The sequence below is a fragment of the Streptomyces sp. NPDC030296 genome, from assembly GCF_055572815.1.
This window is the reverse complement of the sequence record NZ_JBVICQ010000010.1, coordinates 303664-324853: the sequence shown is the minus strand read 5'-3', so window position 1 is coordinate 324853 and position 21190 is coordinate 303664. Positions and strand designations below refer to the sequence as shown.

Genomic DNA, 21190 nt, shown 5'->3' with positions numbered 1-21190 from the left:
CCCATGATGCCGATCATCACGCCGCCCGTGCCGCCCGCACTAGGGCCGATCGGCCCCCACGAGCGCACCCTCCGCGCGCGGGCGTGCCCGGGCGCCGCGCCAGGGGCCACCGGGCCCGCCCCCTTCGGGCCGTCCGGCCCCGTCGTCGCGGCCCTTCGGCATCCGGCGCGGTCGGCCGCGGTCCGCGAGAGTGAGGACGCGAGGTCGAGCGACGCCGGGCCGCGGCCCGGCCACGGACGAAGGGGAGCACCTCCATGGCCGTACACCAGCACATGGCCGTACACGAACAGCTCCGGCGGTGAGCCCGGCGGCCCGCCGATCGGAGCGTCGCCGACGTCCGGAGCGCCGCCGTTCAGAGTTTCGCCGCGTGGTCCGGGACGTAGGTCCGCAGATCGCGCGGAGGGCGCTGGTAGCCGGTCGACGCGGGACGCTCGGGCAGGTCCAGCACCGGCGGCGGGACCTCGTGGTACGGCACCGAGGCCAGCAGGTGGGCGATCATGTTCAGCCGGGCCCGCCGCTTGTCGTCGCTCTCCACCACGAACCACCGCGCCTCGGCGATGTCGGTGTGCACCATCATCGCGTCCTTGGCCCGCGAGTACGCCTCCCAGCGGGAGATCGACTCCAGGTCCATCGGCGACAGCTTCCAGCGCCGCAGCGGATCCTCCAGCCGTTTGCGGAACCGGTCCTGCTGCTCGGTGTCGCTCACCGAGAACCAGTACTTGCGCAGCAGGATCCCGTCCTCCACCAGCATCCGCTCGAAGATGGGGCACTGTCGCAGGAAAAGTTGGTACTCCTCCTCGGTGCAGAAGCCCATCACGTGCTCGACGCCGGCCCGGTTGTACCAGGACCGGTCGAACAGCACGATCTCCCCGGCCGCCGGAAGGTGCTGGATGTACCGCTGGAAGTACCACTGGGTGCGCTCGCGCTCCGTCGGCTTCGGCAGCGCGGCGATCCGGGCGACGCGCGGGTTGAGGTGCTCGGCGACCCGCTTGATCGTGCCGCCCTTGCCCGCCGCGTCCCGCCCCTCGAAGATCACGACCAGTCGGGCGCCCGTCGCCCGCACCCATTCCTGGAGCTTCACCAACTCCGTCTGCAGACGCAGCAGTTCCTCTTCGTACGCCGCGCGCGGCACCCTCGTCGCCTTCTTGCCGGCCATGCCGCCTCCACCGCCCAATGACCCCCGTCGATGAGTTCCGGAGTCACCCATGACCAAGGTCGAACACCAGAACGTCACCGTACTTTCCGACGACGAACTGCGCACCCTGGACGCCCACTGGAGGGCCGCCAACTACCTGGCCGCCGGACAGATCTACCTGATGGCGAACCCCCTGCTGACCGAACCGCTGCGGCCGGAGCACATCAAACCGCGGCTCCTCGGCCACTGGGGCACCTCACCCGGCCTCAACCTCGTGCACACCCACCTCAACCGCGTGATCAAGGCACGCGGACTGGACGCGCTGTGCGTCTGGGGCCCCGGCCACGGAGGGCCGTCCGTGCTCGCCAACTCCTGGCTGGAGGGCAGCTACAGCGAGATCTACCCCGACGTCCCGCGCGACGAGCGGGGCATGGAGCGGCTGTTCCGGCAGTTCTCCTTCCCCGGCGGAGTGCCGAGCCATGTCGCCCCGGAGACCCCCGGCTCCATCCACGAGGGCGGCGAACTCGGCTACTCGCTGGCCCACGCGTACGGCGCGGCCTTCGACAACCCCGGCCTCCTGGTCGCCTGCGTGATCGGGGACGGCGAGGCGGAGACCGGGCCGCTGGCGGCCGCCTGGCACTCGAACAAGTTCCTCGACCCCGTGCACGACGGCGCGGTCCTGCCGATCCTCCACCTCAACGGCTACAAGATCGCCAACCCGACCGTCCTCTCCCGTCTCCCCGAGAGCGAGTTGGACACCCTGCTGCGCGGCTACGGGCACGTCCCGATCCATGTGACCGGCGACGACCCGGCGCAGGTGCACCGCGCGATGGCCGCGGCCCTCGACGAGGCCCTCGACCGGATCGCCCTCATGCAGCGCACCGCCCGCGAGGACGGCGTCACCGAGCGCGTGCACTGGCCGGTGATCGTCCTGCGCACCCCGAAGGGCTGGACCGGCCCCGCCGAGGTCGACGGGGAGCCCGTCGAGGGAACCTGGCGCGCCCACCAGGTCCCGCTGGCCGGGGTACGGGAGAACCCGGACCATCTGCGGCAGTTGGAGGCGTGGCTGCGGTCGTACCGGCCGCAGGACCTGTTCGGCCCCGACGGCCGGCCCGTCCCGGACGTCCTCGCCTGCGTCCCCGAAGGCCCCCGCCGCCTCGGCGCCACCCCGCACGCCAACGGCGGTCTCCTCGTCCGCGACCTGCCCGTCCGCTCCCTCGACGACTTCGCCGTCCCGGTGGACAAGCCCGGCGCCACCCTCCACGAGCCGACCCGGGTCCTCGGCGGCCTCCTGGAAGCGGTCATGAACGACACCCGCGCCCGCCGGGACTTCCGCGTCGTCGGCCCGGACGAGACGGCCTCCAACCGCCTCCAGGCCGTCTTCGACGCCAGCGGCAAGGCATGGCAGGCCGGGATGCTGCCGGTGGACGAGCACCTGGACCGGCACGGCCGGGTGCTGGAGATCCTCTCCGAGCACACCTGTCAGGGCTGGCTGGAGGGCTACCTGCTCACTGGCCGGCACGGCCTGTTCTCCTGCTACGAGGCGTTCGTCCACATCGTCGACTCCATGGTCAACCAGCACATCAAATGGCTGCGGACTTCCCGCGAGCTGCCCTGGCGGGCCCCCATCGCCTCCCTCAACTACCTGCTCACCTCCCATGTGTGGCGCCAGGACCACAACGGCTTCTCCCACCAGGACCCCGGCTTCGTCGACCACGTCCTCAACAAGAGCCCCGAGGTCGTCCGGGTCTATCTGCCACCGGACGCCAACACCCTGCTCTCCGTCGCGGACCACGTCCTGCGCAGCCGGGACTACGTCAACGTCGTCGTGGCCGGGAAGCAGCCCTGCTACGACTGGCTGTCCATGGACGCCGCCCGTGCCCACTGCGCGCGCGGCGCGGGCATCTGGGACTGGGCGGGCACGGAGAACGGCGGCGAACCCGACGTCGTCCTCGCCTGCGCCGGCGACGTCCCCACCCAGGAGGTGCTGGCCGCCGCGCAACTGCTGCGCCGGCACCTGCCCGGACTCGCCGTGCGCGTGGTGAACGTCGTCGACATGACCCGGCTGCTGCCGCGGGAGGAACACCCGCACGGGATGAGCGACTTCGAGTACGACGGGCTGTTCACCACCGACAAGCCGGTGATCTTCGCCTACCACGGCTATCCGTGGCTGATCCACCGCCTCGCCTACCGCCGCACCGGCCACAAGAACCTGCACGTCCGCGGCTACAAGGAGTCCGGCACGACGACCACACCGTTCGACATGGTCGTCCGCAACGACCTCGACCGCTACCGCCTCGTCATGGACGTCGTCGACCGCGTCCCCGGCCTCGCCGTCCGCGCCGCCGCCGTTCGGCAGCGGATGGCCGACGCCCGGACCCGCCACCACGCCTGGATCCGCGAGCACGGCACCGACCTGCCCGAGGTCGCCGACTGGACCTGGAACGCCTGACGGCCGCCGTCCACCGGTGGAAACGCCTTCCATCGGTGGATCGCCGGCCGTCGCCGTACGCGGATGGTTCAGCGGGCCGCGGCGGGCACCGGGCCCGCCGGCTCCCCGGGCAGCCGGGGACGCACCTCGAACACGTCGGTCAGGCCGGTGCAGCGCAGCAGCCTCAGGAAGCCGGAGTCGTCGGTGACCAGGTGGAGCCGCCCGTGCTGGTCCCGCGCGCGATTGCGGGCCCGGCACAGCACACCGAGCCCGGAGCAGTCGATGAAGTCGACCGGGCGCAGGTCCAGCACCAGGTCGGGGTGGGGACGGCAGGTCAGGGCGTCCAGACGGGCCGCGAGCGCGGGAGCCGTCACGACGTCTATCTCGCCCCGCAGTGTCACGACGGTCGCGCCGCCGGAGGTGCGGTGGGTGCGGTACGGCGCGGACCCGGTGTCGTTCTCGTCCATGGGATGAGACAAGCCCTGCTGACCGGGTCGGCGGTAGGGCCGTTCGGTCCCCTTTGTGCCGGCCCGAACAGGACCGGGATCCGGCACGAGGGCCCGGGCGGGACCGTGCGAGGTCCGCGTCCAGCGGACAAGCTGGATGTAGGGGATTTTCCCGGCATGCGCAGAAGGACGGTGAGGAGCGTCATGAAAGGCTTCGTCTTCCACGGACCCGGGCAGTCGGCCTGGCAGGACATCCCGGACCCCGCGCTCAAGGACCCGACCGACGCGGTCGTACGGGTCGACGCCGTGACCATCTGCGGCACGGATCTGCACATCCTCAAGGGCGACGTCCCCGACGTGCGTCCCGGCACGGTCCTCGGCCACGAGGCCGTCGGCGAGATCGTCGAGGTCGGCGGCGACGTCCGGACCGTACGCCCCGGCGACCGCGTCCTCGTCTCCTGCATCAGCGCCTGCGGCCGCTGCCGATTCTGCCGGGAGAGCGCCTACGGGCAGTGCCGGGGCGGCGGGGGCTGGATCCTCGGCCATCTGATCGACGGCACCCAGGCCGAGTACGTCCGCGTCCCCCACGCCGACCTGTCCGTCCACGTACTGCCCAGCACGGTCGGCAACGAGGACGCCGTGCTCCTCGCGGACATCTTCCCGACCTCCTACGAGGTGGGTGTGCTCAACGGGCACGTGCGGCCCGGGGACACCGTCGCCGTCGTCGGGGCCGGCCCCATCGGTCTCGCCGCGATCGCCACGGCGCGGCTGTTCGCCCCCGAGCGGATCGTCGCCGTGGATCCGGCACCGGCCCGGCTGGAGGCCGCCAAGCGGCTCGGCGCCGACGCCGTGGCCGACGCCCGAGAGGACCCCGAGCAGCTCGTCGCCGACCTCACGGACGGACTCGGCGCCGACGTGGTCATCGAGGCGGTCGGTCTGCCGGAGAGCTTCGAGGCGTGCACCCGCATGGTGCGCCCCGGCGGCCACGTCGCCAACGTCGGCGTCCACGGCAAGCCCGCCGTGCTGCACCTCGAAGACCTGTGGATCAAGAACGTCACCCTCACCACCGGCCTGGTCGACACCAGCTCCACCCCCACGCTGCTGCGCATGGCCGCCGCCGGGCGCCTGCCCACCGCGGACCTGGTCACCCACACGTTCCCGCTGAACCACATGGAGGAGGCGTACGACGTCTTCGGCCGCGCCACCGACACCGGAGCCCTGAAGGTGGTGCTCGGCGACCTGCCGCACCGAGAGGTCGCCGTCCGCGCGGCCTGACCCTCGCGCCACCCCGGTCCGCCGAGGGCCGCCGGCCGCTACGGAGAACGGAGCGACACCGCGGGGGATCGGTGCCGCTCCTCGTTCCATTGTCACTCCGACCCCACCCGTCCCGCAGGGGCCGAAGGTCCCGACCTCGGGGCCCGTCCCGGCGTCGTTCGCTGCCCTCCGCCGCAGGCGGAGCTGCCCGCCCGGTCCCCGTCGGTACGGCTGGATTCGCTACCGTGCCACGCGGCCGACCGTTACGTTGGCCACAGGGGCCGGACCGGTGGGGTCCGCGAACAGGGGACCGGAGGAACCGTCAGGTGGGACGCTCGGAGGAGGCCCGGGTACGGCTGCCGCAGCTGAGGCTGGACGAGCTGCTGGAGGAGCTCCAGGCCCGCCTGGACGCCGCCCGCGGCACCCGGGACCGGGTGCACAGCCTGCTGGAGGCGGTGCTCTCGGTGGGCCGGGAGCTGGACCTGGAGCAGGCCCTGCGCAGCATCGTGGAGGCCGCCGCCGTACTCGTCGACGCCGAGTACGCGGCCCTCGGGGTCATCGGCCCCGACGGCAAGCGTCTGTCCGCCTTCCACACCGTCGGCGTGGGCGAGGAGCAGATCGCCCGGATCGGCCCCTTCCCGGAGGGCCACGGCATCCTCGGCGAGCTGATCCGCCACCCCGAGCCGCTGCGCCTGGCGAAGCTCTCCGACCATCCGGCGTCGTACGGCTTCCCGCCCCACCACCCGCCGATGAACACCTTCCTCGGCGTCCCCATCCGGGTCCGCGACCAGGTCTTCGGGAACCTGTACCTGACCGAGAAACGCGGCGGTGCCCAGTTCGACGAGGAGGACGTCTCGGTCACCCTCACCCTGGCCGTCGCGGCGGGTGTCGCGATCGACAACGCCCGGCTCTACGCGGAGTCCCGGCTCCGTGAGCGCTGGCTGCGGGCGAACGCCGAGATCGTGCACCGTCTGATGGCCGGCGGGGACCGTACCGAGGTCCTCGGCCTGATCGCCGACCGGGCCCGCGAGATCACCGGCGCCGCCCTCGCCGGGGTCGCGATGCCGATGGAGGAGACGGACTCGCTGTCCGTCGAACTCGCCCTCGGCCAGGAGGCCGAGACCCTGAACGGTCTGGTCCTGCCCGTGCAGGGCAGCCTCCTCGGCGAGGCCTTCGCCGGGGCGACCGCCGTCACCAGCCCGGACGTCGTCCACGACGTACGGGTCTCGGCGGGGGCACCGGGCTTCACCGGCCTCGGACCGGCCGTCGCCGTACCCGTCGGCACCGGCGAGAGCGGCGTCCGCGGTGTGCTGCTCCTGGTGCGGGAGGCGGGGCGGCCGGCGTTCACGGAGAAGGAGATCGACCTCCTGCGGGGCTTCGCCGCCCAGGCGGCCATCGCGATGGAGCTCGCGGAACGCAGGCTGGAGGCCGAGGAGGTCGCGGTCCTCAAGGACCGTGACCGGATCGCCCGGGACCTGCACGACCTGGCCATTCAGCGGCTGTTCGCCACCGGGATGACCCTGCAGAGCGCGGGCCGGTTCATCGAGCACACCGAGGCCTCCGAACGCGTCTCGCGGGCCGTGGACGACCTGGACGAGACCATCAAGATCATCAGGTCGACGATCTTCGGCCTGCGCACCCGCGAGGGAGCGGCGGGCACCGGCCTGCGGGCCCGCACCGTACGAGTGGTCGGGGACGCGGCGCCGGTCGTGGGCTTCGCTCCCAGCGTGCGCATGGAGGGCCTGCTGGACACCGAGGTGCCCAAGGAGATCGCCGACCACGCGGTGGCCGTCCTCTCCGAGGCCCTCACCAACATCGCCCGCCACGCCCGGGCCGACCGCGCCGAGGTCGTCCTCGCCACCGACGGGAACGAGCTGCGGCTGTCCGTCACCGACAACGGCGTGGGCGTCCCGGCCGAGGGCCGCCGCAGCGGACTGCGCAACATGGCCGAACGCGCCGAGCAGCTCGGCGGTGGGTTCGACCTCACGGAGCCCCCGGGCGGAGGCACCGCCCTGGTGTGGTGCGTACCGCTCAAGCACGCCTGACGTGCGGCGCCGGGCGGAGCGTCGTCCTCGCGCCGCGCACCGCCACCCCGCCCCGCCTCCGCCCGGAGGCCCGTCCCCCAGGCCCCGTCACCGTTGCCCCTACGCCGACCCTCCGGAGGTCGTACTGCCATGAGGGTCCATCACCTCAACTGCGGAACCCTGCTCCCGCCCACCGCCCGGCTGGTCTGCCACGTCCTGCTCGTCGAGGCGCCGACCGGCCTGGTCCTGGTGGACTCAGGCTTCGGACTGCACGACATCGACGACCCCGGACGTCGCCTCGGAGGATCACGCCGGCTGCTCAGGCCCGTGCTCAAGGCCGACGAGACGGCGGCCCGCCAGGTCGAGGCCCTCGGGTTCCGCCGCGCGGACGTCCGGCACATCGTCCTCACCCACTTCGACCTGGACCACATCGGCGGGCTGTCCGACTTCCCCGACGCCCAGGTGCACACCACCGCGGCCGAGGTCCGCGGGGCCATCACCTCCCCGTCCCGCCGGGAGCGGAACCGCTACCGGCCCATCCAGTGGGCGCACGGACCGAAACTCGTCGAACACACCCCCGACGGTGAGCCCTGGCGCGGCTTCGCCGCCGCCAAGGAACTCGACACCATCGCCCCCGGCATCGTCCTGATCTCCCTGCCGGGCCACACCCGCGGCCACGCCTGCGTCGCCGTCGACACCGGTGACCGCTGGATCCTGCACGCCGGCGACTCCTTCTTCCACCGCGGCCTCGTCGACGGCCGCACCCCGGTGCCGCGTGTCCTGCGCGCCACGGAAGCGCTGCTCGCCCACGACTTCCCGAAGGTCCGCGCCAACCACGCCCGCCTGGCCGAGCTGTACGGGCGGGGCGACGCGGACCTGACCATCGTCAACGCGCACGACCCGATCCTGTGGGAGAAGGCACGCGCCGGGCATCCCGGCGGCCCCGCCGCTGGCCGCTGAGGCCCCCTCTTTGACCGCGACGACCAGTTCCTCCCGCACCGCCGCTCCGTAGGTTCCCTACTACCCCTCGACGAGGGGACCGCGAACGGCCGGACAAGGGAACTGGTTCATGGAAACAAGCCGGTACGACACATGCGTGATCGGGGCGGGGCCCGCGGGGCTGGCGGTCGCCAGGGCCCTGTCGGAGCGGAACCTGCCGTACACCCACCTCGAACGGCACACCGGGCCGGGCGGCATCTGGGACATCGACAACCCGGGCAGCCCGATGTACGAGTCGGCCCACTTCATCTCCAGCAGGACCCTGTCCGGCTTCGGCGGGTTCCCGATGCCCGACACCTTCGCGGACTATCCGCCCCACCGGCAGATCCTGTCGTACCTGACCTCCTTCGCCGACGCCTACCGGCTGACCGAGCGCATCGAGTTCGGCGTGGAGGTCGAGTACGTCGAGAAGAACGCCGACGGCACCTGGACGGTCACCCGGACCGACGGCCGGCGGACCACGCACGGGCAGGTCGTGGTCTGCACGGGCGCCCAGTGGCACCCCAACGCGCCGGAGATCCCCGGCCACTTCACCGGCGAGATCCGCCACACCGTCGGCTACCGCAGCGCGGAGGAACTGTGCGGCAAGCGGGTCCTGGTGGTGGGCGCCGGGAACTCCGGCTGCGACATCGCCTGCGACGCGGCCCGCAGCGCGGACCACGCGGTGATCAGCATGCGCCGCGGCTACTGGTTCATCCCCAAGCACCTCTTCGGCCGGCCCGTGGACACCATCGCGAGCGGCGGACCGCACCTGCCGATGTGGCTCGCCCAGCGGGTCTTCGGCACCCTCCTGCGGCTCCTCAACGGCGACCCGACCCGCCTCGGCCTGCCGAAGCCGGACCACAAGCTGTTCGAGACGCACCCCGCGATCAACTCGCTGCTGATCCACCACCTCCAGCACGGCGACATCACCGCCCGGCCGGGGATCGCCCGCACCGAGGGCCGCACCGTCCACTTCACCGACGGCACCCGCGACGACTTCGACCTGATCCTGCTGGCCACCGGATACGTCCACAAGGTGCCGGTCGCCCAGAAGTACTTCGGCGACGAACAGCACCCCGACCTGTATCTGTCGTCGTTCTCCCGCGACCACGAGGGCCTGTTCGGCGTCGGCTTCATCGAGACCAACTCCGGCGCCTACCGGCTGTTCGACACCCAGGCCCAGCTGATCGCCGGGTACATCCACGACGTACGGCACCGGCTGCCGAACGCGGAGCGGTTCGCCCGCATGATCCGCACCGACCGCCCCGACCTGTCCGGCGGCATCAAGTTCGTCGCCTCACCCCGCCACACCGGCTACGTCGACAGCACCGCCATCGTGAAGCACCTCTCCAGGATCGCCGCCGACATGGGCTGGCGCACCGAGGGCCAGCCCCCGGCCGTGCGGTCCCCGCGACACCTGGAGGCGCTGTCATGAGCCGCTACGACTTCCACGACAAGGTCATGCTGGTGACCGGCGGCGCCGGCGGGATCGGCAGCGCCCTGTGCCACCGCTTCGCCACCGGAGGCGCCCGCTGCGTCGTCGTCGACCTCGACGAGGGTCGCGCCCGGCGCGTCGCCGCCGAACTGCCCGGCACGGGCCACACCGCCCTCGCCTGCGACCTGACCGACCGGACCCAGGTCGAGCACCTCTTCGAACAGGTCGCCGACGTGTACGGCAGGCTCGACGTGCTGGTCAACAACGTCGGCATGACCAGCGCCGAACGCTTCGACGTCCGCAGCGTCGAGAGCATCGAGCGGGAGATCGCCGTCAACCTGACGTCGCCGCTCGTCACCACCAGGATCGCCGTACCGCTGCTGCGGGCCGCGCGGGACGCCCGCGTGATCACCACCGTCTCCCTCGGCGGGATCTTCCCCCTGGGCGAGACCCCCATCTACACGGCGTCGAAGTTCGGGCTGCGCGGCGCGATGCTCGCCATCGGCCTGGACCTGCGCGGCAAGGGCATCCTCGCGGGGTCCGTCCTGCCCTCGGCGACCGACACCCGGATGCTGCGCCAGGAAGCGGTCGACGGCGGGAACTCCCTGCAGTTCCAGGACGTGCCGCAGCAGCCCGCCGACGTGGTGGCCGCCGTGGTGAGCCTTCTCGACCGGCCCCGGCTGGAGGCGTACCCCCGGCCCGGCGAGTCCCGGCTGGTGCGGCTCGCGATGCTGGTGCCGAACCTGCTGCCCAGGATGTTCCCGCTGTTCCGCCAGCGCGGCGAACGCGGCATGGCCCGCTACCTCGACGAGCTGCGCCGGCGCGGACTGGCCCGACAGGTCGACGGACGCTGGGAACTGGTGGAGGAGGCGTGACCGTCGTCGAGAGCACCGCCCTGCTGACCGTCGTCGACCCGGCCACCGGGGAGCTGATCACCACGGTGGCCGCCACCAGTGCCGAAGGGGTCGCCGAGGCCGCCGACCGGGCCCGGAGGGTCCATGAGTCCGGCGTGTGGTCGCGGCTGCCCGTCCGGGATCGAGCCGCGGTACTGCTGCGCCTCGCCGACCTGGTGGAACGCGACACCGGGATCCTCGCCCGGCTGGACAGCGAGGACGCGGGGAAGCCCATCACGGAATGCCTCACCGGTGATGTGCCGGGCGCCGTCGAGTCGATCCGCTGGTTCGCCGAGGCGGCCGACAAGGTCTTCGGCCGCGTCTCCGCGGGCGGACCGGACGCCCTGGGCCTGGTCACCCGGGAACCGGTCGGGGTGGTGGCGGCGATCCTGCCCTGGAACTATCCCCTCGCCATGACCGCCTGGAAGGTCGGCCCCGCCCTCGCGGCGGGCAACTGCCTGCTGGTCAAGCCCGCCGAGGCGACCCCGCGCTCGGCCCTGCACCTGGCCCGGCTCGCCGCCGAGGCCGGCCTGCCCGACGGCGTCCTCACGGTCCTCACCGGCCACGGCTCCGTCACCGGAGCCGCCCTCGCCCGCAGCCCCCTCGTGGGCGCCCTGTCGTTCACCGGTTCCACCGCCACCGGGCGGCGCATCCTCAAGGACGCCGCCGACAGCAACTTCAAACGCGTGTCGCTGGAGATGGGCGGCAAGAGCCCCCAGGTGCTGATGGCCGACGCCCTCTCCTACGGCGACGAACTCATCGACCACATGATCGAGTCCGCGTTCCTCACGATGGGGCAGAACTGCACGGCCGGGTCCCGTGTCCTGGTCCACCGCGACATCGCCGACGAGGTGGTGGAACGGTTCACCACCGCCGCGAGGGGCCTGGTCATCGGCCACCCGGCGGACCCCGGCACCCAGGTGGGACCGTTGATCGACCGGGCGGCCTTCGCCCGGGTCGCGGCGGCGGTCGACGCCGCACGGGACGGCGGGGCCCGCGTCCACACCGGCGGCCTGCCCCACGGCCTGCCCCGGCACGGGGCCTACTACCCGCCCACCGTGATCACCCGCCCGCCCGAGGGCAGCGACGTCCTCACCAAGGAGCTGTTCGGCCCGGTCGTCACCGTCCAGACGTTCACCTCCGAGGACGAGGCGATACGCCTGGCCAACGCCACCGAGTACGGGCTCGCCGCGTCGGTCTGGACCCGCGACCTCGACACCGCGCTCCGCCTCGCGCGTGGCGTCCAGGCGGGGGTGGTGTCCGTCAACGCCTACAGCGAGGGCGACATCACCACGCCCTTCGGCGGCTGGAAGCAGTCCGGTTTCGGCGGCGCGGAGAAGTCGACCGACGCCTTCCACCAGTGGACGCGGGAGAAGACGGTCTGGATCCGGACGCGCTGAGACCGAGGAGGCCCGGGGCGATCGGGGCCGTCAGGGGCGGCGACGTGGGCCGGACGTCAAGCGGGCGGTCTGCCGACCGCCCCCCGGCGCTCCAGCAGCCTCGCCCGCAGCTCCACCGGTGTCACACCGTGCCAGCGCCGCACCGCCCGCCGGAGCGCCCGCACGTCGGCGAAGCCGGCCTGACGGGTGATGTCGCGCAGGGTCGACTCGGGCCGGGGGAGGAGCTGTTCGACCCTCTCCCGGCGCACTCCGTCGACGAGCGCCTCGTACGTGGTGCCGCACTCGGCGAGCCGGCGGCGCAGGGTGCGTTCGCTGGACGCGTGCCGGCGGGCCTGCTCCACGAAGGAGGGGACGTCCGGGAGGCTCTGCGCGATGGACACCTCCAGCACTTCGAGGAGGTCCTGCTGGTCGCGGCGTGACGCCAGCTGCGAGTCCAGCAGCTCCAGGGTCGACGTATAGGTGATGGAGTCCCGGCCCGGCTGCGTCGCACGCACCCAGCGGGCGGGGAGCACCAGGCGGTTGCCGGGTGCGCCGAAGCGCAGCGGGCAGCGGAACAGCTCCTCGAACCGTCGTGTGTCGCGCGGCGCGGGGAACGCGAAGTCGACGACCTCGGGGGCGAACGAGGCGCCCACGTTCAGCCGGGTGAGGGTGGCGGCGCTGGAATACGCCTCCTCGATCAGGAAGACGGCGACCGCCGGGTCCAGCGCCGGGTCCGGCAGGTCGGCGCGCAGCACATAGCCGTCGCCCTCCCAACGGGCCGACCACACCAGCATCGCCCCCGAGAGGTTCTGGTAGCGCAAGCCCGTCTCGATGGCCTCCTGGAAGGTCTCGGCGGCCATCATGGCGAGGCCGAGCGGCCCCCACGCGGTGAGATGCTGCGCCGCGCCGACCCGCAGTCCCAGGTGTTCGTCCCCGGTCCGTTCCAGGGCCCGGCGGATGACGTCGCTGCCCTGCCGGTAGGAGACGCGCAGGGCGGCGGACCGCATCACCGTGGCGTCCAGCCCCACCTCGTCGAGCACGGGCCGCAGGTCGACACCGTCCTCCTCGGCGACCCGTGCGAGATACCGCAGGATGTTGGGCGCGATGGTGGCGGAGGTACTGCGACTGGTGCCCGAGCGCGTGGCCGCGGCGGAGGTCGCCGGGTCGGGAGCATCGTGCATCGCGTCCCCTCTCGCCCGGGCCGTCCCTGCCCTCACTGTAGGCAACGGGGACCCGGGCTGTCGCGGGTGTGGCCGCCCAGGCCCCCTACCTGGCATACGGGACCGCCAGGCGCTCAGGGCGTGCGGTGACGGTGATTCCCCCGGGCACCGTCCGTCCGGGCCTCCAGGGCGCGCACCACGGCCACCATGTCCTCCCCGCCGAAGCCCTGCTCGACGGTCTCGCCGTAGAGCGCGTGGCAGACGTCGAGGAGCGGGGAGGCCAGGTCGGCCTCGCGGGCGGCCTCCGCGATCAGACGATTGTTCTTCAGGACGTCCGCGGCGGCGGCCTGCACGGCGAAGTCACGGGTCAGCAGCTTGGGCCCCTTCATCCGGGAGACGGCGCTGGCCATCGGCCCCGCGTCCAGCACGTCCCGCAGCAGCCCCCGGTCGAGACCGTGCCGGTCGGCGAAGTGGAACGCCTCGGCGAGCCCGGTGACCAGAGTGATCAGGAAGAGGTTGACGGAGAACTTCATCAGCAGCGCCCCCGGAACGGCACCGCAGTCGAACGTCTCCCGGCACAGGGGAGCGAGCAGGGGCCGTACGGCCGCCACGGCGTCCTCGTCGCCCGCGAGCATCCCCACCAGCTCGCCACGCTCGGCCGGAACACGGGATCCGGAGACCGGTGCCTCGACGTACTGCCCGCCGGACGCCCGGATGTCGTCCCGCAGAGCGGCCGAGAACTCGGCGGAGGTCGTGCCCATGTGGACGACCGTGCGTCCGGCGACACGGGCGGCGAAATCAGGGGTGCCGCGGCCCAGGACCGCGTCGACGGCGGTCTCGTCGGCCAGCATCAGGAACACGGTCCCGGCCCGCTCGAACACCTCACCCGGGCCCGCCGCGACCTCGGCACCGGCGGCACGCGGGGGCGCGCACCGGTCCGGGGTGCGGTTCCAGACGACGAGGGGTGTCCCGGCACGGGCCAGGTTGAGGGCCATGGGCTGCCCCATGACCCCGAGGCCGATGAAACCGACGTCCACGACGCACTGCCTTCCCGGCCCGTCCATGAGCCCGCCGCCCCGCACTCGACTATGACAGCGGTCATAGTAGCCCCCGCTATGACAGCGGTCATAGGGTGGCGCCGTGAGGTCGGCCGCGAAGGTGCCGGGACATGCGGGACGCGGGAGGTCGGGGCATGGCGGAGTCCGTACGGGGGCCGCGGGAGCGGATGGTCTTCAGCGCGGCCCAGCTGATCCGGCGCGACGGGGTGGCGGCGACCGGGATGCGGGAGGTCGCCGCCCACGCGGGGGCGCCGCGCGGCTCGTTGCAGCATTACTTCCCCGGCGGCAAGGAACAACTGGTCAACGAGGCCGTGGACTGGGCGGGCCGGTACGCGGGCAAGCGGGTCGCCCGCTTCCTCGCCGCGCTGGACGAGCCGACGCCCGGCGGGCTGTTCGCCGAGATGGTGCGCCAGTGGACCGACGAGTACGAGACCGTCGGGTTCGCGGGCGGCTGCCCCGTCGCCGCCGCGACGGTGGACTGCGCCGAGTCCACCGCGTCCACGCGGGCCGCGGCCGCCGCCGCGTTCGCCGGCTGGACCGGCCCGGTGGCGGCGGCGCTGACGGACATGGGGGTGCCGGAGGAGCGGGCGGGAGCGCTCGCCACGCTCATGATCAGCGCCCTGGAGGGGGCGATCCTGATGGCCAGGGCCGAGCGCGACGTGCGCGCCCTGACCACCGTCGCCCGGGAACTCGGCCCCCTCCTCGACGCGGCGGTACGCGCCGGCTGACGGCCCTACCCCAGGGTCGCCAGGAACTTCCCCAGCCGGGCGATGCCCTCGCGCAGGTCCTCGGCCGACGCCGCGTACGACAGCCGTACGTGGCTGTCCGCCGTACCCACGCCGAAGTCCCGGCCAGGGGTCAGCGCGACATGGGCCTCCCGCAGGGCCCGTTCGCAGAACTCCCACGAGGTGAGCCCGGTGCCGCTGACGTCGAAGTAGACGTAGAACGCGCCGTCCGGCGGCACCGGGACCGGCAGCCCGATGCGGCGCAGTCCGTCGAGGACGAGCGCCCGCCGCTCGGTGAACTCGACACGGCGGGCCTCGCACACCGCCAGGGACTCCGGGGTGAAGCAGGCGAGCGCGGCCAGCTGGGCCGGGGCGGACGCGCACAGGAAGTAGTTCTGGGCCAGGCGCTCCAGCGCCGGTACGAGCGGCTCGGGCACGACGCACCAGCCGAGCCGCCAGCCGGTCATGCCGAAGAACTTCGAGAAGCTGTTGATGACGACGGCACCGGGGTCGAACGACAGGGCGCTGCGCGGCGGCCGTCCCTGCCCGTCGTGGTCGCCGAGATCGAGGTAGATCTCGTCGACGAGACGCCACGCGTCCCGCTCGCGGGCCGCCTCGCAGATCGCCGCGAGTTCGCCGGCCGGCACCGAGGTGCCCGTCGGGTTGGACGGCGTGGCGACCATGACCCCGCGGGTGCGCTCCGTCCAGCCGGCCCGCACCGAGGAGGCGGTCAGCTGGTACCGGCCCTCGGCGGTGGTCGGGACGAGGGTGACGCGGGCGCCGAAGCTCTCGACGATCTGCCGGTTGCACGGGTACGCCGGGTCCGCGAGGAGCACCTCGTCACCGGGGTCGACGAGCGCGGCGGCGGCCAGCAGCAGCGCCGCCGAGGCGCCCGCGGTCACGACCACCCGGGCCGGGTCGACCTCGACGCCGTGCCGGTCCTCGTAGAACCGGGCGATGGCCTGCCGCAGCGCGGGCAGCCCGAGGGCCGCCGTGTAGGTCAGGGGGCGCCCGTCCATGGCCTCCCGCATCGCGTCCAGCACGGCGGGCGGCGCCCCGAAGTCCGGTTCCCCGAGGCTCAGTTTGACGACGTGGTGCCCCTGGGCCTCCAGGGCGGCGGCGTGCTTGCCGAACTCCATCGCGTAGAACGGGGCGACCGCCCGGGCGCGCTCCGAGATCCGTACGTTGCTCATACCGGGACCTTAAGCGCGCCCGCCCGGACCGACACAGCCCCCTGCCCACCGGGGGCCTGTCCGGCGGACTCGCCGGACAGGCCCCCGTTTCCGTGGGACGGTCAGCGCTTGAGCGTGAAGGTGAAGTCGCCGGCGAGTCTGCTGTTCAGCCGGACCGCCGAGACGAGCTTCCCTTCCTCGATCAGCCGCTCGACCTCGGCCCGCGGGAGACCGCAGCCTTCGGCGATCAGCCGTACCGGTCGTACGGGGATCGGCGCCGCGAAGCGGACCGACACGTCGATCACCTCGCGGTCCGGGAGATCCGCACCGCCGGTGTCGAGACGCCAGGCGCCGTCCCAGTCGAGGGCGACGCGGTGACGGCGGCGTACGACCGGATCCCCCAGCACCTCGGCCGCCAGGGCGGGATCGTTGTCGTGCATCCGGTCCAGGAGCTCCGGTCGGAGGGAACGCACCCGCGTCCGCTCCAGGACCGTGAGCTTCGCGGTGTCCCCGCACCCCGTGCAGCGCACGAGGAGCCAGGCGTCGATGAGCTTGTGGTTCGCGTTGACACGGAATTTGCCGTTCGCCCGGAAGCGCTCCGACGCGCACACGGAGCAGCGACGCACGACGAGAGGCAGGCAGGTGGGCATGACCACCCAGGTGGTGAGCACAGAAGTACACCGGTTTCAGTGAGAAGTCCGCAGCAGGAAGCAGCGCGGCGCACGGACAGGCGCGACGCGCGACAGATCAGCAGTCGGGAGGTCTCACACGGTGTACAACGGCACGTCCTTGATCGGGCGACTCGGGTCGGCAGCACGGTAGCGGCGCGCGTCGGCGTCGTTCCACCGATTTACGCGCGCCCCACCGGACCGGCCCCGACTACCTCCCGGCCAGCGGTGTCACGCCGATCCGGTCGATGACCGGGGCGTACGGCGACCGCTGGTCGTACTGGTTGTAGGTGTCGCCGTCGAAGTCGGGCAGTTCCTCCGCGGTGAAGGTGAGCCGGTTGGCACCCTTCTCCAGCGTGACGGGGACGGTCAGGTCCCAGAAGTTGTTGAAGTGGAAGGTCGTCGGGAACAGGATCCGCCGGGTCGCGCCGCCGTTGATCGAGAGGTCGGCGTGGCGGGCGATCGGGTCGGGGTTGTAGTGGGTGGCGGGCGCCTGCTCCGCGTTGGAGTAGCGGATGGTCAGCGCGTGCCGGCCGGGCCGCTCGGCGACGACGTCGAACGTCAGCGCGTTGGCCCTGCCGTCGCCGATGCCGGTGACCGCCTTGCCGTTGGTCGCGAAGGTGTAGGCGTCGGTCACCTTGGCGGCCCCCGTCACCGTGCCGTCCTCCGCCTGGTACACGCGGGTCTTCAGGGAGCCGGCGGACGGGGCGATCCGGAGCCGGTCGAGGGCGAGTTCACGGGCGGTGCCGGTGACGGTGATCTTGTTGATGCCGCCGGAGAGGAAGACTTGCACCCGGTCCGTGCCCTTCCCGGCCCCGCCGACCTCGGGCACGTCGAGTCGCTCGCCGTTGAGCGAGAGGCCCGCCCGGCCGCCGCCGAGGTGGTCGACCGACACGGTCGCCTCGCCGTCGGCGGGCGCGTACACCCAGAACGTCGCCGAGTCGCCCTTCGCCAGCGGCACCGTGCCGGGACCCGAGGCACCGGGCCGGCCGTAGTCCGGCCGCGTCCCGGAGAGCGAGGCGTACGCGGCCTCGTAGATCGCGGGGGCGATCACGTTCTCGTCGCGCAGCGCGAGGTCGATCTTGTCGATGATCGCGTCGCCCTTGGTGACGCCCAGTTCCGGGTCCCGCGCGGCGAGCGTGATCCGGTGCGTGCCGGCGGTCAGTTCGACGGTGGTGTCGGTGTGGCCCCAGACGACCCACTTGTAGCCGAGCGGCAGCCGCAACTCCCGAGGGTCCTTCCCGTCGACCCGCAGGAACACATTGGTCGGGCCCTGCTCCTTCACCAGGTCGTAGAGGTTGTAGGAGTTGGCGAAGACGCTCAGGTCGTAGGTGCCGTCCCGCGGGACCTCGACGTCGAAGGCGAGGACCCCGTCGGATCCGGTGCGCAGCCCGCCCACGTCGTAGGCGCCGGACGTCGCGAACCTGCCCACGTCCGAGGGCGTCCCCTCGGGGCCGTTCCTGGAGTAGCCCTTGCCGGTGTAGGTGGCGTTCTCCGCCTCGTAGGTCCGGCGCCAGCTCACCGACGGCGCGGCCGGGTCCCCGCCGTTGCCGCCGGGGGAGAGGATGACCTGGTACGCCGACATCTCGTTCATGCCGGTCATCGGCAGGGTCACCGAACCGTCGGCGCCGACCGTCACCTCCCGGTCCGAGAGCCGCAGCGGCTGCGCCGAGTCCCCGACCTGACCGGTCCACGGGATCTCCTGGACCGTGGCCCGCACGGTCGTCCCGAACAAAGCGGGGTCGATGTTCCGGAACACGATGTCCGCGGCGCCGCTCTGCCCGCCGAAGAGGGCCCGGGACTGCTTCTTGTCCTCGTCCAGGGTCGCCACGCCCTGGAGCGTGTACTGCTGGTTGGGGTGTGGGGCGGTCACCTCGACGGTGTGCCCGGACATCTGCGCGTAGGCGTGGAACAGCCACCACTGGCCGTTGCCCCTGTTGGCCTCCACGGCCGAGTCGTTGAGGTTGCCGTCGATGTTCCAGTACGCCAGGTCGGCGTCGATCTTGGACTCCTCGATGGCGGAGACCCACTGGACGACCTGGCCCGGCACCGACAGGTGGTAGTTGTGGCCGTACTCGTTGACATTGACCGGCAGCGGGCCGACGCCGATCTCCTTCTCCCACCCCCGGTAGGTGGCCACGCTCGTGCGGACCTTGGCGGGTGAGGACAGCTCGTGCCAGGTCATCACGTCCGGCACGACGTCGTTGGCCTTCGCGTACCGGAGGAAGCCCTTGATCTGGTCGTAGAGGACCGAGGTGTTGGGGCCGGCGATCCGCGCCTCGGGGTCGAGGCCCTTGATGAGCCGGTAGGTGTCCTTCCACGCCGCGAAGAAGTGCTGCGGGTCGTCGAGCCAGGAGACCTTGTCGTAGCTCCACTCGCCCGTGCCGAACATGTTCCCCTCGGGTTCGTTGAAGGGGACGTAGACGACATGGTCCTTGTAGGCGCCCATCGTCTTGACCTGGGCGACCTGCTTCCTGATCCTCTGCTGGAAGTCCGCGAGCCGGGCGGGGCCGTCGGCACCCGGCCACTGGTAGGGGAAGCCGCGGTAGATGTCGGTCATGTAGATGTAGACGTCCTTGCCGCCGGAGTCCACGAACGGCGGAAGCATCTCCAGCGCGTCGGCGCCCGGATGCTGGGGACCGTCCTGCGCCTTCGTCGACACCGTGCGCAGGCCCATCCCCTCGATGAGGTTGCGGCTCGGTACGCCGTCGCCGTAGACGCCGTACAGGGAGCCGGAGGCGCCGCCGTGGAAGGCGCCGGTGTCGGTGCCGAGATCGATGACGAGCCGTTCCGGCTCCGCCGCGCCGGCGGTGCCCGCGGCGGGTCCGGCGAGCAGGGCGGCGAGGGCCGTGACCCCGGTGGCACCGGCTGCCGCGGCTCGGGTTCTGCTGCGATTGCGTCGCACTGAGGTCTCCGTGAGGTGATCCGCCCAGGGCCGAGCCGGTTCGATGGGATACGGGGTGGGGGAGCCCGGCATCCCGGGGGTCGATTCGAGGATCGCGTGACAGGGTGCGGCTCTGTCGAACCGGTTCGCCGGAACCTAGCATCGCCGTATCGCCCCAGCAATACTCCCGACAGGGACCCGTGGACAGGCGGTGCGGAGCGCGGCGCGAGGGGTTGACAGTGTCCGGGGCGGCTCCTACCTTCCCTTCACGCGAACCGGTTCGACGAGCGGTTCGCCCTCGAACCGGTTCGACGAAGGAGTGCCGTGAACATCGGTGAGATCGCCAAGCGAGCCGGTGTCTCGCGTTCCACCGTGTCGTACGCGCTGAGTGGCAAGCGTCCGGTGTCGGACGAGACCCGGGAGAAGATCCAGCGGGTCATCGACGAGCTGGGCTACCGTCCGAACGCCAGTGCCCGGGCCCTGGCCAACGGGCGGACCAGCACGATCGGTCTGGTCTTCCCGCCGGCAGGCAACCATTACACGGGGATGCAGCTCGATTTCATCGGCAGTGTGGTGGAGGCGGCGGCGGCTCATGACTACGACGTGCTGTTGTCGCCGAGTGGTGTGGACAGTGACCGTTCGTTCCAGCGGCTGCTGGGGGAGCGGCGGGTCGACGGGGCGATCCTGATGGAGATCAGGTTGCAGGACGACCGGGTCGATCACCTGGCCGAACTGGACTTCCCCTCCGTCACCATCGGCCGCACCGCCCGGCCCGAGGGCACCTGGTGGGTGGGCCTGGACCACACCGCGCTGGCCGCGGCGTGCGTCCACCACCTCGCCGACCTCGGCCACCGCCGGGTCGCCTTCGTCAACCGGCCCGAGCAGCTTCTGCGGGCGGGCTACGAGTCCGCGCACCGGGGCCTGGACGGTTTCACCAAGGCCGCCGCGGAACGCGGGCTGACCGTGCGCACGTACTGCTGCGGTGACGATGCCGCCTCGGGGCAGGCGTGTCTGGAGCAGATCCTGCACGACGATCGGGCCACCACGGCCCTGGTCACGCTGAACGAGGCCGCCCTGGGCGGTCTCTACCGGGGGCTCGCCCACGCGGGCCGCCACGTACCGCGTGACTTCTCCGTGACGGGAGTGGTCGCGTCCAGGTGGGCTCAGACGGTGACCCCGCAGCTCACCGCGGCGGACGTACCGGCCGAGGAGATGGGCCGGCGCGCCGTCGACCTGCTCATCGAGCGCCTCGACCACCCCGGCGCCGCTCCCCGCCACCTCCTCCTCGCCCCGCCGATCTCCCTGCGGGCCAGCACCGGCCCCGCCGGCGGCGCCTCCTTCGCCCAGGCCCCGACACCCGCCAGCCCCTCCTGAACCGCGGCTCCCCGAGCCGCCGATCCCCGAGCCGCAAGCCCCGAGCCGCCGATCTCCGAACCGCTGTCCTCCTAGCCGCAATCCCTGACCAGCGACTCCTGACCGCAGACCACGGGCCTTCCCGTTCGCCTCTCTGTGCACCGGTCAGCCCGAATCGACACCCCTGACAGG

Annotated in this window: 16 protein-coding genes; 9 read left to right on the top strand and 7 right to left on the bottom strand. The window is 72.3% G+C overall.

Translation table 11 applies throughout. The features are described from left to right. Positions 1-352: 352 nt before the first annotated feature. On the bottom strand, positions 353-1156 hold the full coding sequence (gene ppk2, locus ACZ4Z3_RS28755) for a polyphosphate kinase 2 (protein WP_468503747.1): 804 nt from the start codon (positions 1154-1156) through the stop codon (positions 353-355). A 49-nt stretch (positions 1157-1205) separates the two neighbouring features. On the opposite strand from ppk2, the gene ACZ4Z3_RS28750 reads away from it, so the two are divergent. Beyond that, positions 1206-3587 carry a phosphoketolase family protein gene (locus ACZ4Z3_RS28750; RefSeq protein ID WP_468503746.1) on the top strand — a complete coding sequence of 794 codons (2382 nt, stop codon included), beginning with the start codon at positions 1206-1208 and terminating at the stop codon, positions 3585-3587. A gap of 68 nt (positions 3588-3655) precedes the next feature. On the opposite strand, the gene ACZ4Z3_RS28745 is transcribed toward ACZ4Z3_RS28750, so the two are convergent. Further along, the gene (locus ACZ4Z3_RS28745; RefSeq protein WP_468503745.1) at positions 3656-4033 is read right to left on the bottom strand and encodes an STAS domain-containing protein; all 378 of its coding nucleotides are present in this window, start codon (positions 4031-4033) and stop codon (positions 3656-3658) included. 183 nt (positions 4034-4216) lie between these two features. Between ACZ4Z3_RS28745 and ACZ4Z3_RS28740 the strand changes: the two genes are divergently transcribed. From ACZ4Z3_RS28740 to ACZ4Z3_RS28715, 6 genes are all read left to right on the top strand, one after another. Next, positions 4217-5287 (top strand): zinc-dependent alcohol dehydrogenase family protein, encoded by a 1071-nt coding sequence (locus ACZ4Z3_RS28740; RefSeq protein ID WP_468503744.1) that lies wholly within the window; start codon positions 4217-4219, stop codon positions 5285-5287. Positions 5288-5592: 305 nt separating this feature from the next. After that, complete coding sequence (locus ACZ4Z3_RS28735) at positions 5593-7311, top strand: sensor histidine kinase (RefSeq protein ID WP_468503743.1); 1719 nt, start codon at positions 5593-5595, stop codon at positions 7309-7311. A 129-nt stretch (positions 7312-7440) separates the two neighbouring features. Further along, positions 7441-8250 (top strand): MBL fold metallo-hydrolase, encoded by an 810-nt coding sequence (locus ACZ4Z3_RS28730; RefSeq protein WP_468503742.1) that lies wholly within the window; start codon positions 7441-7443, stop codon positions 8248-8250. Positions 8251-8359: 109 nt separating this feature from the next. Beyond that, on the top strand, positions 8360-9706 hold the full coding sequence (locus ACZ4Z3_RS28725) for a flavin-containing monooxygenase (RefSeq protein ID WP_468503741.1): 1347 nt from the start codon (positions 8360-8362) through the stop codon (positions 9704-9706). Then, positions 9703-10581, top strand: a complete 879-nt coding sequence (locus tag ACZ4Z3_RS28720; RefSeq protein ID WP_468503740.1) for an SDR family NAD(P)-dependent oxidoreductase — start codon at positions 9703-9705, stop codon at positions 10579-10581. The genes ACZ4Z3_RS28725 and ACZ4Z3_RS28720 overlap by 4 nt, the downstream gene beginning before the upstream one ends. Then, on the top strand, positions 10578-11999 hold the full coding sequence (locus ACZ4Z3_RS28715) for an aldehyde dehydrogenase family protein (RefSeq protein ID WP_468503739.1): 1422 nt from the start codon (positions 10578-10580) through the stop codon (positions 11997-11999). The genes ACZ4Z3_RS28720 and ACZ4Z3_RS28715 overlap by 4 nt, the downstream gene beginning before the upstream one ends. 56 nt (positions 12000-12055) lie before the next feature. Here the strand turns inward: ACZ4Z3_RS28715 and ACZ4Z3_RS28710 are convergent, their stop codons facing one another. Further along, complete coding sequence (locus ACZ4Z3_RS28710; protein ID WP_468503738.1) at positions 12056-13159, bottom strand: AraC family transcriptional regulator; 1104 nt, start codon at positions 13157-13159, stop codon at positions 12056-12058. Positions 13160-13272: 113 nt separating this feature from the next. After that, entirely contained in the window at positions 13273-14175 is a 903-nt protein-coding gene (locus ACZ4Z3_RS28705; RefSeq protein ID WP_468503737.1) for an NAD(P)-dependent oxidoreductase, read from the bottom strand. Between the two features lie 155 nt (positions 14176-14330). On the opposite strand from ACZ4Z3_RS28705, the gene ACZ4Z3_RS28700 reads away from it, so the two are divergent. Further along, on the top strand, positions 14331-14924 hold the full coding sequence (locus ACZ4Z3_RS28700; protein ID WP_468503816.1) for a TetR/AcrR family transcriptional regulator: 594 nt from the start codon (positions 14331-14333) through the stop codon (positions 14922-14924). Positions 14925-14929: 5 nt separating this feature from the next. On the opposite strand, the gene ACZ4Z3_RS28695 is transcribed toward ACZ4Z3_RS28700, so the two are convergent. The 3 genes from ACZ4Z3_RS28695 to ACZ4Z3_RS28685 all read right to left on the bottom strand — a co-directional run bounded on the left by ACZ4Z3_RS28695 (position 14930) and on the right by ACZ4Z3_RS28685 (position 19666). Beyond that, on the bottom strand, positions 14930-16114 hold the full coding sequence (locus ACZ4Z3_RS28695) for a pyridoxal phosphate-dependent aminotransferase (protein WP_468503736.1): 1185 nt from the start codon (positions 16112-16114) through the stop codon (positions 14930-14932). Between the two features lie 101 nt (positions 16115-16215). Next, positions 16216-16764, bottom strand: a complete 549-nt coding sequence (locus tag ACZ4Z3_RS28690) for a DUF1062 domain-containing protein (RefSeq protein ID WP_468503735.1) — start codon at positions 16762-16764, stop codon at positions 16216-16218. A gap of 208 nt (positions 16765-16972) precedes the next feature. Next, a complete protein-coding gene (locus ACZ4Z3_RS28685; protein ID WP_468503734.1) occupies positions 16973-19666 on the bottom strand; it encodes a cellulosome protein in 2694 nt (897 codons plus the stop codon). A gap of 303 nt (positions 19667-19969) precedes the next feature. On the opposite strand from ACZ4Z3_RS28685, the gene ACZ4Z3_RS28680 reads away from it, so the two are divergent. Beyond that, the gene (locus ACZ4Z3_RS28680; protein ID WP_468503733.1) at positions 19970-21019 is read left to right on the top strand and encodes a LacI family DNA-binding transcriptional regulator; all 1050 of its coding nucleotides are present in this window, start codon (positions 19970-19972) and stop codon (positions 21017-21019) included. Positions 21020-21190 lie beyond the last annotated feature (171 nt).